The following is a 13,043-nucleotide window of genomic DNA, read 5'->3' on the forward strand; positions in this document are numbered from 1 at the left end:
CGCGCTCACGGCGTACTAGGACGTCCGAGCTTCCCCGTATTCCGCGGCCTCGCGTTCGATTATCGCCCGGGAGGAGGCTGCGGTGAAACGGGGTCTTTAGCGGCCCAGGGGAGATGGTGGCACCCGGGGCCGCACAGGAGAAGCCGCCGGGTCGGTGGTGCGGCCCGGCGGCTTCCTGAGGTGGAGCTGCCGGGTCAGCCGGCTACGCGCGCGGCGAGGGCGTCGCCGATGGCGTCGGTGGAGCGGAAGGTGCCGTCGCGCTCGGCGAGGTCGGCCGAGACGGCGTCCTCGATGCGAACGGCCTGGGCCTCGTAGCCGAGGTGACGCAGCAGGAGGGCGACCGAGAGGATCGTCGCGGTCGGGTCCGCCTTGCCGGTGCCGGCGATGTCCGGGGCCGAGCCGTGGACGGGCTCGAACATGGACGGGAAGGCGCCGGTCGGGTTGATGTTCCCGGAGGCGGCCAGGCCGATCCCCCCGGTCACGGCGGCGGCCAGGTCGGTGAGGATGTCACCGAAGAGGTTGTCCGTGACGATGACGTCGAAGCGCTCGGGCTGGGTGACGAAGAAGATCGTCGCGGCGTCGACGTGCAGGTAGTCGGTGGTGACCTCGGGGTACTCCTGGCCGACCTTGTCGAAGATGTTCTTCCACATGTGGCCCGCGTACACGAGGACGTTGTTCTTGTGGACCAGCGTCAGCTTCTTGCGGGGGCGGTCGTTGGCCCGCTCGTAGGCGTCCCGGACCACGCGCTCCACACCGTAGGCGGTGTTGATGCTGACCTCGGTGGCCACCTCGGCGGGGGTGCCGGTGCGCAGGCTGCCGCCGTTGCCGGTGTACGGACCCTCGGTGCCCTCGCGGACCACCACGAAGTCGATCTCCGGACGGCCGGCCAGCGGGGTGGCGGTGTTCGGGAAGAGCTTCGAGGGGCGCAGGTTGATGAAGTGGTCGAAGGCGAAGCGGAGCTTCAGCAGCAGGCCGCGCTCCAGGACACCGGACGGGACCGACGGGTCGCCGATGGCGCCGAGGAGGATCGCGTCGTGGTGCTTGAGGGCTTCGAGCTCCGCCTCCGGGAGGGTCTCACCGGTGCGGTGCCAGCGCTGGGCGCCGAGGTCGTATTCCTTGGTCTCCAGCTTCACATCCTGGGGCAGGACCGCGGTAAGGACCTTGAGTCCCTGAGCCACGACTTCCTGGCCGATGCCATCACCGGGGATCACTGCGAGATTGATGCTGGTCGACATGACGGAACCGTACTCCGTGTATCAGCCCTCGGGCATATCGCGTCCACCATATGGACGCGATATGCCCGCGGGCTTTCCGTGCGGGGCTGTTGCCGGACGGCGCCCGGCCGATGGCCGGACGGCGGCGTGTCAGTGACCGGTCGAGCCGCCGTTGTCGCGGCGGTCCAGGGACCGCTGGAGGGCGGCGGCGGCGTTCTTGCGGTCCTCGTCGGCCGGGGAGGTGTGGCGGACGCGGCGGGAGGCAGCGGTGGTGGGGGTCATGGTGATCGACTCCTTGAGATCACGGCGTGGCGGGGCCACGGATGAGGGGTTCCTTCAAGGCGCCGGAAGAGGCGGGGAGCGGGGCGCGGCAGGGATTGCCTGCCATGGGGCGCGCGCTCTCGACCGCCATTCGCCTGATCGGCGAGACGTTCGGCTTCTACAAAGCTAGGCCAGGTCGGGCTGTATGTCTCCGCAATTACTCGGACTTCCTAGTATCTGAGACGCCCGACCGCCCGGAAGGCCCCCTCCAGGGCCTCCGTTCTCACCCTCGTTCGGTGCGGAGTTCCCTGATCAGAGCCCTTACGCCAAGCGTGGCGGCCGATTCCGGTGTGGTGACGTATCCCACCCTCCTCACCGGCCCCTGGGGCCCCAACGCGGCGATCTCCACGGTGTCCGTGGCCTCGCGCAGCGAGAGCTCCGGCATGATCGCCATGCCCAGGCCCCGGCCGACCATGGTCAACACCATCGCGTCGTCCTCCGCCTTGACCGTCGCCCGGGGGATCCAGTCCTGCGCCCGCCACCACTCCCGGGTGTAGGAGCCGCAGTTCTCGTCCCAGTCCAGCAGGGGCAGCGCCTTCGGCTCCGGGTGTCCGGCGGGGTGCACCAGGCGGTACGCCTCCGAGACCAGTTCCCCGGTCAGCAGCCCGGGCGGTACGTCCTCCCGCGCGCCCAGCGTCGCGATGCCCAGGTCCGCCCGCCCGGCCGCGACCTCCCCGGCGGCTCCGGCGCCGATCTCGCGGACCACCCTCACCTCGGGGCGGATCCCGGGGTGCAGGACGGCGAGCCGTTCCAACGCGGGCGGCAGCAGGTGCAGGGCCGCGCTGCGGAAGGCCGCCACGCGCAGGGTCCCGGCCGGCCGCTCCCGCCCGGCGGCGTCGTGCCCGGCCGCGCGGGCCTCCGCGCCCAGGACCTCGTACAGCCGCAGGATCCTCCGACCGAGGGCCACGGCCCGCTCGCCGGCGGGGGTGGGCGAGGCTCCGGAGCGTCCGCGCTCGAAGAGCACCGCGCCGACCTTGGCCTCACTGCCGCGCACGGAGTGGGAGACGGCCGACTGGCCGATGCCGAGCCGGGCCGCGGCGGCGGAGAACCCGCCGGTCTCGGCGACGGCGACCAACACCCGGATCTCTTGCGGAGCCAACTCGGCCACGGGGTCCCCACCTCGGCGTATGAGCCGCTTTCATGGATCGGCGGCTTGTATGAACGCTACCGCCTGCCCGGCGACGGGATTCCTTCCTACGGTCGTGCCCATGACCACCGACACCGCTCATGCCGTCCACCAGATCGCCCGCCCCGAAGGCGCCCCCGCGGCCTCCGACTTCACCCACGTCTCCTTCCCGGTCCCCGAGCCCTCCCCCGGCACCGCCCTGGTGGAGAACCTGCTGCTGTCGGTGGACCCGTACCACCGGGGCCTGATGGACGGCGGAGAGGGCGGCTTCGCGCTGAACGCCCCCCTCGAAGGCCGCTCCGTGGGCCGGGTCCTCGCCTCCCGCGACCCGGGGCTCGTCGAGGGCGACCTCGTCTTCCACCGGGCCGGATGGCGCACGCACGCCCTGGTCACCCCGGGCGTGGACGGCGCCCGCAAGGTCCGCGTCCACGAGGGGGTCCCGTTGGAGGCGTACCTCTCCGTCCTGGGCGGCACCGGTCTGACGGCCTACGCCGCCCTCACCCGGACGGCGGCGCTGCGCGAGGGCGAGGACCTCTTCGTCTCCGCCGCGGCGGGCGGGGTCGGCACGGCCACCGCGCACATCGCCCGGCTGCTCGGCGCCCGCAGGATCGTCGGCAGCGCGGGCTCGGCGGCGAAGGTCCGCCACCTCACCGACGTCCTGGGCTTCGACGCGGCCTTCGACTACCACGACGGCCCGGTCGGCGAGCAGCTCGCGAAGGCCGCGCCGGACGGCATCGACGTCTACGTGGACAACGTGGGCGGGGAGCACCTGGAGGGGGCGATCGACTCGCTCCGGGAGTTCGGGCGGATCGCCTGGGTCGGCGCGATCTCGATGTACAACGGCGACCGCTCCCCCGCGGCCCCGCGCAATCTCTTCGAGATCGTACACAAGTCGCTCCGGCTGGAAGGGGTATTGGTTCGTCATCACACCAATCTCCAGACGGAGTTGGAGGACTTCCTCGTACCCCACCTGCGCAGTGGCCGGGTGGGTGCCGACACCACCGTTGTCCAGGGGTTCGATCACACGGTGGAGGCGTTCCTGGGCATGCTCCGGGGGGACAATCTGGGCAAGATGCTGGTGCGGATCGCCGATTGATTCAAGCCACCCTGATGTTCACCGACTTCTTACCGCACGGATGTAGACCTTTGGGGCCGCTGCCGCCACTCTTGCCGTCAATGTGCCAGCGGGGCACTTGAGTTGGAGGCGAGCACCCAGTGACACCGATCAGCCGCAGGGGATTCGTGGGTATCGGGGCAGGGCTCGTGGCGGGCGCGGCACTGCCCGCCGTCGCGTCGTCCTCGGCGGCGGCGGCCGCCGCGTCCGGCACGATCACCGACGTGAAGCACGTGGTGATCCTGATGCAGGAGAACCGCAGCTTCGACCACTACTTCGGCAGGCTGAAGGGCGTCCGCGGCTTCGGCGACCGCGCCGCGGGCAACATCCCGGGCGGCTGGGGCACGTTCAACCAGCCGAACTGGGGCGGTCGCCAGTACCCGTGGAAGCTGTCCGCCACCCCGCCGGCGGGCGGGGTGGACAGCGAGACCCTGGCCCAGTGCAACGGCGACCTCCCGCACAGCTGGAGCTCGCAGCACGCGGCCTGGAACAAGGGCCGGATGGACAACTGGGTCACCGGCGTCGGCAACACCCGCTCCCTCGGCTACCTGGACCGGGGCGACATACCCTTCCACTACGGGCTCGCCGACAACTACACGATCTGCGACGCCTACTTCTGCTCCACCCTGAGCGCCACCGGCCCGAACCGCACCTTCCTGTGGAGCGGCAAGGTCGACGGGTCCAGCAAGGACGGCGGCGACGAGTCCGGGCTGACCTGGGAGACGTACGCGGAGGCCCTCCAGCGTGCCGGGATGAGCTGGAAGGTCTACCAGAACGCCCAGGACAACTACGGGGACAACGGTCTGGCGTACTTCAAGAAGTTCACGGACGCCGCGCCCGGCAACCCCCTGTGGGACCGGGGCATGGGCTCCGTGCCCAAGGTCACCGGCTCCACCCCCGACGACATCGCGGCCGCGATCCGCGCCGACGTGGTCGCCGGCACCCTGCCCCAGGTGTCCTGGGTCGTGGCGAACGAGGCCTTCTCCGAGCACCCCTACGCCCCGCCGGCCGACGGCGCGCACTTCGTGGACCTCGTCTACCGGGCGCTCTCCGCGAACCCGGAGGTCTTCGACTCCACCGTCCTGTTCCTCAACTACGACGAGAACGACGGCTTCTTCGACCACGTGCCGCCGCCGATCGCCCCGCCCGGCACCGCCGGCGAGTACCTCGACGGCCTCCCGATCGGCCTGGGCTTCCGCGTCCCGATGATCGTGATGTCGCCGTGGACCCGTGGCGGCTGGGTCAGCTCCGAGGTCTTCGACCACACCTCGGTCCTGCGGTTCATGGAGACCTGGACGGCGGCCCTGGGCACCCCGGCGACCTGTCCCAACATCACCGCCTGGCGCCGCAAGGTCGTCGGCGACCTGACGGGCGTCTTCGACTTCGCGCGCCCGGTCTACGGGGTCCCCGCCGGCCTGCCCTCCACGGCCAAGGTCATCGGCCAGTCCACCTGCGGCCCGCTGCCCAACCCGGCGCCGCAGGACAACGCCCTCCCGGTGCAGGAAGCCGGTACGCGCCCCGCGCGCGCCCTCCCGTACCAGGTCAACGGGAACCTGGACCGGTTGGAGTTCGGGTCCTCCGGGAAGATCCTCGCCTGGTTCTCGATGACGAACCAGGGCACGGAGGCCAAGCGGCCCGCGCACTTCTCGATCCACCCGCACCAGTACCGCGACACGGTCGCCTGGCAGTACACGGTGGATCCGGGCACCGTCTCGACGGACTACTTCAACATCGGCGCCGGCAGCGGATCGGGCAAGTACGACCTGTCGATGTACGGCCCGAACCGCTTCCTTCGCCGCTTCATCGGGGACGCCACCAAACCCGGCAAGTCCCTGGAGGTCGCGTCCCGCTTCGCGGTCGAGCCGGGCACCGGCAAGACGGCGCTCTGGTTCAAGATGACCAACGCCTCGGCCTCGCCGGTCACCTTCACCATCCGCCCCAACGCCTACCGCACCGACGGCCCGTGGACGTACACGGTCCCGGCGAACTCCTCCCGCGAGGACTACTTCAACGCAGTGGCGTACCAGAACGGTTGGTACGACTTCACGGTCCTGGCCGACTCCGACGGCACCTGGTCGCGCCGCTACACGGGCCACATCGAGTCCGGAGCGGCGAGCGTCTCGGGCTCGTAGCGTCCGGCGGTCGGCGGCGGTCGGCGGGGGCCCTCAGAGCACGTCCCCGTCCCGCCAGTCGAAGTCGAGCCGCCCGGCGGGATCCGGTCGGACCCCGCCGGGCGGCGTCCACACGTAGGTGGAGCCCTCCTCCTCGGCCAGCCGTTCGGGGCCGGCGGGCCCCAGCACCCCGATCCGTCCGGGGTGGGGCCGCCAGCCCCGGCCGGTGTAGAGGGTCGCTCCGGCCTCGGACGCCGAGAGCGCGCCCAGCACGTAGGCCCGGGCCACGACCTGCTCCAGCCGGTCCATGACGGCCCCGCCGAGCCCGCGCCGGCGCCGGTCGGCGCGTACGGCGACGGCCTCGACGTATCCGGTCCGCAGGGCCCGACCGCCGTGGAGCACCCGCCGCTGCACGACGCTGCCGTGCGCGAGGAGTTCCCCGTCCTCGCGCAGCAGGACGTGCATCCCGCCGAGGGCGTGCTCGAAGTCCTCGTCGGCGAAGTCGCCCTCGAAGGCCCCGTCGAGGAAGGCGCGCAGCTCGCGCAGTGCGGCGGGGCCCAGCTCGCAGGTGTGGGCCAGGGTGACGGTCACTGCTCCTCCAGCCAGTCGGTGTACCAAGTGCGGAAGTCGGGGCGGGCGGGGACGAAGCCGCCCCAGTCCGGGTCGAGCCGCCACACCTGCCCGGCGTACGGGCCGTTCAGGACGAGGCGCAGGAACATGCCGCAGCCCTCCTCCGCGAGGGTGAGCGAGCCCCCGGTCAGCTCCTCGACCGGTCCCCTGGGCACTCCGGGGAGCGGGCCGGCCGGGGCGAAGGGCGCGGCGAGCCGGCCCGGGCGGCGGTCGTCCGCCCACTCGCCGTCCACGGCCCAGCCCCCGTCCCCGTCCGGGTCGGCGGCCTCGGCTCGCGGCCGGGTCAGCGGCAGCAGCCCGTGGGCGGGGCCGGCCGGACCGTCACCGACGGCCGTCACGAAGGAGCGGTACGCGGCGGGCAGCCGGATCCCGTGCCGCGCCTCGAAGCCGCGGACCTCCGCCTCCGGGCGGGGCCCCGCCAGGGCGTACCGGTGCGTTCCGGCGCCGGAGCGGGCGTGCCCGGGATCTGCCGCGAGCTTCGCGCGCAGGCGGGTCCGTACGGCCCGCTCGTCCCAGGTGTCCATTGCGGGACGGTACCAACGCCCGGCCGAGGTCCTTGGAGCCGCTCCCCCGGTCGCGTGGGTTCCGCTCCGGGAAAGGCCGGAAACGCGCGGGGGTTCCGAAACCCGGAGTCCCCCGCCGGTCGTGCCCGAGGCCCGGGTGCCCGATGCCGTCGAGGGTGCTCGGCGGGGTGGTCGGCCCGGCCGGGCGCGGGCGTGGTCCACTCCGGGCCCGCCCTCGACGCGCAGGTCGAGGGCGGTCCGTACGCCGGGAGCGGTCGGTGTGGTCCAGGCCCGGTCGGTGGGCCCGTCGGGGCGGGTGGCGCGGGTCGGGGGGCCGGGGTACGAGGGCGCCGGGCCCGTCGGGGCCGTGGGCGCGGGAGCGACCCTCCCGGCCCCCGAATCGTCCGACGTTCGCCGTGGTCATAGCCCCCCTGTCCGTACACAACGGGCAGTCGGTCGTGACGTGACCCTGGCCCGGGACGCGCGCGCCGCGTGAAGATCTGTCCATGTCGTCTGATACCCAGCAGTGGACCCCCACCCATGGCCTGCCCTACCGGCCCGCCCCCTACCGGCCCGCCCGCATGCCGCGTCAGGAATCCCTCGCGCGCGCCGCCGAGTTGCGGACGCGGATGGACGAACGGCGCACCGTACGACACTTCTCCCCCGACCCCGTCCCCGACCAGGTCGTCCGCGACGCCATCGCCTGCGCGGCCACCGCCCCGTCGGGCGCGCACCAGCAGCCGTGGACGTTCGTCCTGGTCAAGGACCCCGAGGTGCGCGGCCAGATCCGCGCGGCGGCCGAGCAGGAGGAGGCGATCTCCTACGACGGCAGGCTGGGCGACGAATGGCTCGCGGCCCTGCGCCCGATCGGCACGGACGCCGTGAAGACCCACCTCACGGACGCCCCCGCTCTGATCGTGGTCTTCCAGCAGCGGTACTGGCTCGGCCCGGACGGCACGAAGCGCAAGCACTACTACGTCGACGAGTCGGTCGGCATCGCGGTCGGCATGCTGCTGTCCGCCCTCCACCTCAGCGGCCTGGCGGCGCTCGTCCACACCCCGAGCCCGATGCGCTTCCTGAGCCACGTCCTGCGCCGCCCGGAGAACGAGAAGGCCTTCGCGGTGATCCCGGTGGGCTACCCCTCCGACGACTGCGAGGTCCCCGACCTGCTCCGCAAGTCCCTGGACCAGGTCCTCGTGGAGGTCTAGGCCGGCCCTTTCGGATCGTGGCGGGTGCGCCCGGGCGACGGACCCGATCGGGACGTGGAACCGCCCCCGCTCCGGACTTGGGGGTACCGGAGCGGGGGCGGGGTCCTGCGGGGCCGGGATCAGCCCATGTGCGGGTAGCCGTACTCGGTCGGCGGGACCAGGGTCTCCTTGATGGAGCGGGTCGAGGTCCAGCGCAGCAGGTTCGAGGCCGCGCCCGCCTTGTCGTTCGTGCCCGAGGCACGGCCGCCGCCGAAGGGCTGCTGGCCGACGACGGCGCCGGTCGACTTGTCGTTGATGTAGAAGTTGCCCGCCGCGAAGCGGAGCTTCTCCATCGTGTCGGCGGCCGCGTAGCGGTCCTGCGCGATGACGGCGCCGGTCAGGGCGTACGCCGAGACGTTCTCCATCTGGGCGAGCATCGCGTCGTACCCGCCGACGGCCGCGTCGTCGTACACGTGGATCGCGAGGATCGGGCCGAAGTACTCGGTCGTGAAGACCTCGTTCTCCGGGTCGGTGCACGCGATGACGGTCGGGCGCACGAAGTAGCCCTCGGAGTCGTCGTAGGTGCCGCCCGCAACGATCGTGCAGGTCGGGTCGGCTTTCGCACGGTCGATCGCGGCCTTGTTCTTCGCGAAGGAGCGCTCGTCGATGACCGCGCCGATGAAGTTGGTCAGGTCGCGGACGTCACCCATGGCGATGCCGTCGACCTCGGCCGCGAACTCCTCCTTGAAGCCGTCGTTCCAGATCGAGGCCGGAACGTAGGCGCGGGAGGAGGCCGAGCACTTCTGGCCCTGGTACTCGAAGGAACCGCGGGTCAGGGCGGTCTTCAGGATGCCGCGGTCCGCGGACGGGTGCGCGACGACGAAGTCCTTGCCGCCGGTCTCGCCGACCAGACGCGGGTAGGACTTGTACTTCTCGATGTTGTTGCCGACCGTCTTCCACAGGTACTGGAAGGTCTTGGTCGAGCCCGTGAAGTGGATGCCCGCCAGCTCGGGGTGGTTCAGGGCCACCTCGGAGACGGCGATGCCGTCGCCGGTCACCAGGTTGATGACGCCCTTGGGCAGACCGGCCGCCTCCAGGACCTCCATCAGCAGGACCGCGGAGTGCGTCTGCGTCGGGGACGGCTTCCACACGACCACGTTGCCCATCAGGGCGGGGGCGGTCGGCAGGTTGCCGGCGATGGCCGTGAAGTTGAACGGCGTGATCGCGTAGACGAAGCCCTCCAGCGGGCGGTGGTCGCTGCGGTTCCACACGCCCGCGGAGTTCGCGGCGGGCTGCTCGGCGAGGATCTGCCGGGCGAAGTGGACGTTGAAGCGCCAGAAGTCGACGAGCTCGCACGGGGTGTCGATCTCGGCCTGCTGCGCCGTCTTGGACTGGCCCAGCATGGTGGAGGCGGCGAGCTTCTCGCGCCACGGACCGGCCAGCAGCTCGGCGGCGCGCAGGATGATCGCGGCGCGGTCGTCGAAGGACATCGCGCGCCAGGCCGGGGCGGCGGCCAGGGCGGCGTCGACGGCCTCCTGGGCATCGGCCTCGGTGGCGTTGGCGTAGGTGCCGATGACGGACTTGTGGTCGTGCGGCTGCACGACCTCGAAGCGCTCGCCGCCACCCATCCGCTTGACGCCGCCGATCGTCATCACGAGGTCGATCGGGTTCTCGGAGAGCTGCTTGAGCTGGAGTTCGAGGCGCGTGCGCTCCGGGCTGCCGGGGGCGTACGAGTGGACCGGCTCGTTGACCGGCGCGGGGACCTGGGTCACAGCATCCATGGGGCTGGAACTCCTTGAGCTAGGGGGGGTGGGCGTTGATCTGGTGGGGTGCCTAGTTCTTGGTGATCATCGAGCGGAGGAAGAAGAGCAGGTTGGCCGGCTTCTCCGCGAGGCGGCGCATGAAGTACCCGTACCAGTCTGTTCCGTACGCCGTGTAGACGCGCATGCGATGTCCCTCGGCGGCCAGGCGCAGGTGCTCCTCGCTGCGGATGCCGTAGAGCATCTGGAACTCGTACTCGTCGGGCTTGCGCCCGGCCTGGCGGGCCAGCTCCTGGCCGATGGCGATCAGGCGGGGGTCGTGAGACCCGATCATCGGGTAGCCGTCGCCCTCCATCAGGATCTTCATGATCCGGACGTACGCCCTGTCGATCTCGGCCTTGTCCTGGTACGCGACCTCGGCGGGCTCCTTGTAGGCGCCCTTCACGATGCGGACGCGGCTGCCGGCGGCGGCCAGCCGGCGGGCGTCGGCCTCGGTGCGGAAGAGGTAGGCCTGGATGACGCATCCGGTCTGCGGGAAGTCCCGGCGCAGTTCTTCGTGGATGGCGAACATCGAGTCGAGGGTGGTGTGGTCCTCGGCGTCGAGGGTCACGGTGGTGCCGATGGCCGCGGCGGCCTCGACGACCGGGCGGACGTTGGCGAGGGCCAGCTCGTGGCCGCCTTCGAGGGCCTGGCCGAACATGGACAGCTTGACGGACATCTCGACGGCCTCGCCGAGTCCGAGGTCCGCGAGGCGGCCGACGAGCTCCAGGTAGGCGTCGCGCGCGGCGTGGGACTGCTCCACGGCGGTGATGTCCTCGCCCACCACGTCGAGGGTGACCTCCAGCCCGCGCTTCGTGAGGTCCTCGACGATCGGGATGACCTGGTCGACGGTCTCGCCCGGGATGAACCGGTTCACCACCGGCTTGGTCACCGGGGCGGCGGAGACGATGCGGCGCATCTTGTCGCTGCGCGAAGCGGCGAGGATCACGGGACCCAGCACGGGCACCTCCAACGGGTGGCAGAAGCGAGACGCGGCAGCGACGGGGGTGGGTCGCGACCGTGGGGAAAACGCAAGTAAAACCACCGTGAAACCTAAGGATCTCCACGATCCTCTGCCATCGACAGCTGTCACGCATCCGTGGTCCAGATCTCATACAGATGTCTGAACACCCGGTTCCGAGGTGGGAGAATGTGCGCGTGAAAGGCGATTACCAGGACCTGGTGGACGAGATCTCGGCGCTGCTCGGCGCTCCGGCGACGCTGGAGAACCGGGACTTCCGCCTGATCGCCTTCGGGGCGCACGACAGCGAGGACGACCTCGCGATGGACCCCGTGCGCACCCGCTCGATCCTGACCCGACAGTCCACGGCGGCGGTGCGCAGCTGGTTCGAGGCCTACGGGATCGCCCGCGCGACCGCCCCGGTACGGATCCCGGCCGCCCCGGACGCGGGGGTGCTGCGGGGGCGCATCTGCCTGCCGGTCCGCTACCGGGGCATCGTGCAGGGCTACGTGTGGCTCCTGGACCAGGACCCGGGCCCCGAGCCGGGGGCCCTGGCGGCCGCGATGGAGGTGGCCCAGCGGATCGGGATCCTGCTCGCGGAGGAGGCCAAGGCCGGCGCCGACCTGTCGCGGGAGTTCCTCGCGGTGCTCACGGCCGGGCGGGGCTGGCAGCAGGACATGGCCGTGACCGCGCTGCGGGTGGCCCTGGGGCCGGGCGCGGAGGGCCTGCACACGGCGGTGTGCGTGGGCCCGTGGCCCGGGGAGGCGCCGCCTTCGGTACCGGGGGCCGCGGCGGTGTGCGTGGTCCCGGGCGCGACGGGCGACGCGGGCCCCGGGGCGGGCACCCGGGCGGGGGCGGGCGCCGCCCGGCTCGCGGTGCTGCTCCGGCTCCGGTCGGCGGACGCGGTGGCTCCGGCCCTGACGGCGGTGGCCCGGCTGCTACCGAGGGCGGAGCCGGGTCCGGCGGCCGGAACGGGCGGCGGGAGCGGCGCGGGCCCGGGCACGACCGGCGGCGGCAAGGGCGCGGGCAGGGGGACCACCGTCCCGGGCGGGGCTCCCGGCGGCCGGATCACGGCCGGGCTCTCCGACCCCTTCCGGGCCCTCACGGAGCTGCCGGCCGCCTGGGAGCAGGCCGACGCGGCGGCCCGGGCGGCCGCCGCCCAGCCACGGCTCGGCCCGGTGGCCCAGTGGTCGGCCATCGGCCCCTACCGGATGCTGGCCGCGCTGGCGGCGTCCCCGGTGGACGACCCGGCCACCCGGACCCTGCTCGGCCCGACCCACCGCGAACTGGCCCGCACCGCCGAGGTGTTCCTCGACTGCGCGGGGCAGGCCGGACGGGCGGCGGCGGAGTTGGGCATCCACCGCCAGACCCTCTACTACCGGCTGGGCAGGGTGGAGCAGCTCACCGGACTCGACCTGGACACGGGCGAGGACCGCCTGTTGCTCCACATGGCCCTCAAGGCGTCCCGCCTCCTGTGACCTCGCCGGGCCGCGACAGCCCCTCGGCGATCCGGCGCACCCCCTCGGCGAACTCCTCGGCGGTGGCGGCGCTCGGGGGGTCGAACAGCCACTGGATCATGAGCCCGTTGAGCAGCGCCTGGTAGACGGCGCCGAGGGTGCGCTCGTCGCGGTCGGTCAGCTCGTCCTCCGGAGTGCCGGTCAGCATCGAGATCAGACCTCGCCGTCCCTCGACCTGCGAGGCGGCCAACATCGCCCGCAGCTCGGGGCGTTGGTCCCCGCCGAGCGCGACCTCCAAACTGGCCGTCCAGACGGCGCCCGAGTGCTGCTGCTGGGCGAGGATTCCCTCGAAGACCGAGCGGAAGCGCTCCAGGGAGCCGGGCACGCCCTTCATGGAGGTCTGGAAGTCGTCCCCCCACTCCGCCATCAGGGCGATGAAGGCCTGGGTGAGCAGGGCGTCCTTGGATCCGTAGTGATAGCCGATGGACGCCAGGTTGGTGCCGGAGGCACTGACGATGTCGCGCGCCGTCGTCCGCACGAACCCCTTCTCGGCCAGGCACTTCTTGGCGCCTTCGAGCAGATCTTCACGATGTCCCATGCCATCACGGTAGCAAGACAGC

The 13,043-nt window shown here is 72.0% G+C and carries 12 protein-coding genes; 4 read left to right on the top strand and 8 right to left on the bottom strand.

Annotated features, from left to right (window positions below; genetic code table 11):
* Positions 1–194: 194 nt before the first annotated feature.
* From ACIOD1_RS00055 to ACIOD1_RS00065, 3 genes are all read right to left on the bottom strand, one after another.
* Complete coding sequence (locus ACIOD1_RS00055; RefSeq protein WP_330298747.1) at positions 195–1,235, bottom strand: 3-isopropylmalate dehydrogenase; 1,041 nt, start codon at positions 1,233–1,235, stop codon at positions 195–197.
* A 129-nt stretch (positions 1,236–1,364) separates the two neighbouring features.
* Positions 1,365–1,496: a hypothetical protein gene (locus ACIOD1_RS00060; RefSeq protein WP_365618095.1), complete on the bottom strand. Its 132-nt coding sequence runs from the start codon at positions 1,494–1,496 to the stop codon at positions 1,365–1,367.
* Positions 1,497–1,758: 262 nt separating this feature from the next.
* On the bottom strand, positions 1,759–2,643 hold the full coding sequence (locus ACIOD1_RS00065) for a LysR family transcriptional regulator (protein ID WP_365618097.1): 885 nt from the start codon (positions 2,641–2,643) through the stop codon (positions 1,759–1,761).
* A gap of 100 nt (positions 2,644–2,743) precedes the next feature.
* On the opposite strand from ACIOD1_RS00065, the gene ACIOD1_RS00070 reads away from it, so the two are divergent.
* Both ACIOD1_RS00070 and ACIOD1_RS00075 read left to right on the top strand, forming a co-directional pair.
* Positions 2,744–3,757 carry an NADP-dependent oxidoreductase gene (locus tag ACIOD1_RS00070; protein WP_365618099.1) on the top strand — a complete coding sequence of 338 codons (1,014 nt, stop codon included), beginning with the start codon at positions 2,744–2,746 and terminating at the stop codon, positions 3,755–3,757.
* 119 nt (positions 3,758–3,876) lie between these two features.
* Positions 3,877–5,907 (top strand): phosphocholine-specific phospholipase C, encoded by a 2,031-nt coding sequence (locus ACIOD1_RS00075; protein WP_401899349.1) that lies wholly within the window; start codon positions 3,877–3,879, stop codon positions 5,905–5,907.
* A gap of 33 nt (positions 5,908–5,940) precedes the next feature.
* On the opposite strand, the gene ACIOD1_RS00080 is transcribed toward ACIOD1_RS00075, so the two are convergent.
* Both ACIOD1_RS00080 and ACIOD1_RS00085 read right to left on the bottom strand, forming a co-directional pair.
* A complete protein-coding gene (locus ACIOD1_RS00080) occupies positions 5,941–6,477 on the bottom strand; it encodes a GNAT family N-acetyltransferase (protein WP_365618103.1) in 537 nt (178 codons plus the stop codon).
* Positions 6,474–7,040 carry an SMI1/KNR4 family protein gene (locus ACIOD1_RS00085; RefSeq protein WP_401899350.1) on the bottom strand — a complete coding sequence of 189 codons (567 nt, stop codon included), beginning with the start codon at positions 7,038–7,040 and terminating at the stop codon, positions 6,474–6,476. The genes ACIOD1_RS00080 and ACIOD1_RS00085 overlap by 4 nt, the downstream gene beginning before the upstream one ends.
* 485 nt (positions 7,041–7,525) lie before the next feature.
* On the opposite strand from ACIOD1_RS00085, the gene ACIOD1_RS00090 reads away from it, so the two are divergent.
* Positions 7,526–8,227, top strand: a complete 702-nt coding sequence (locus ACIOD1_RS00090; RefSeq protein WP_401899352.1) for a nitroreductase family protein — start codon at positions 7,526–7,528, stop codon at positions 8,225–8,227.
* A gap of 119 nt (positions 8,228–8,346) precedes the next feature.
* Here ACIOD1_RS00090 and pruA read toward each other — a convergent pair whose 3' ends face one another.
* A complete protein-coding gene (gene pruA, locus ACIOD1_RS00095; RefSeq protein ID WP_401899354.1) occupies positions 8,347–9,987 on the bottom strand; it encodes an L-glutamate gamma-semialdehyde dehydrogenase in 1,641 nt (546 codons plus the stop codon).
* Between the two features lie 52 nt (positions 9,988–10,039).
* Positions 10,040–10,966 (bottom strand): proline dehydrogenase family protein, encoded by a 927-nt coding sequence (locus ACIOD1_RS00100; protein ID WP_365618111.1) that lies wholly within the window; start codon positions 10,964–10,966, stop codon positions 10,040–10,042.
* Positions 10,967–11,163: 197 nt separating this feature from the next.
* On the opposite strand from ACIOD1_RS00100, the gene ACIOD1_RS00105 reads away from it, so the two are divergent.
* Complete coding sequence (locus ACIOD1_RS00105) at positions 11,164–12,444, top strand: PucR family transcriptional regulator (protein WP_401899356.1); 1,281 nt, start codon at positions 11,164–11,166, stop codon at positions 12,442–12,444.
* On the opposite strand, the gene ACIOD1_RS00110 is transcribed toward ACIOD1_RS00105, so the two are convergent.
* Positions 12,422–13,021 (bottom strand): TetR/AcrR family transcriptional regulator, encoded by a 600-nt coding sequence (locus ACIOD1_RS00110; RefSeq protein WP_365618115.1) that lies wholly within the window; start codon positions 13,019–13,021, stop codon positions 12,422–12,424. The genes ACIOD1_RS00105 and ACIOD1_RS00110 overlap by 23 nt on opposite strands.
* Positions 13,022–13,043: the final 22 nt, after the last annotated feature.

Source organism: Streptomyces sp. NPDC088097 (genome assembly GCF_044741845.1).
Classification (GTDB): Bacteria; Actinomycetota; Actinomycetes; order Streptomycetales; family Streptomycetaceae; genus Streptomyces.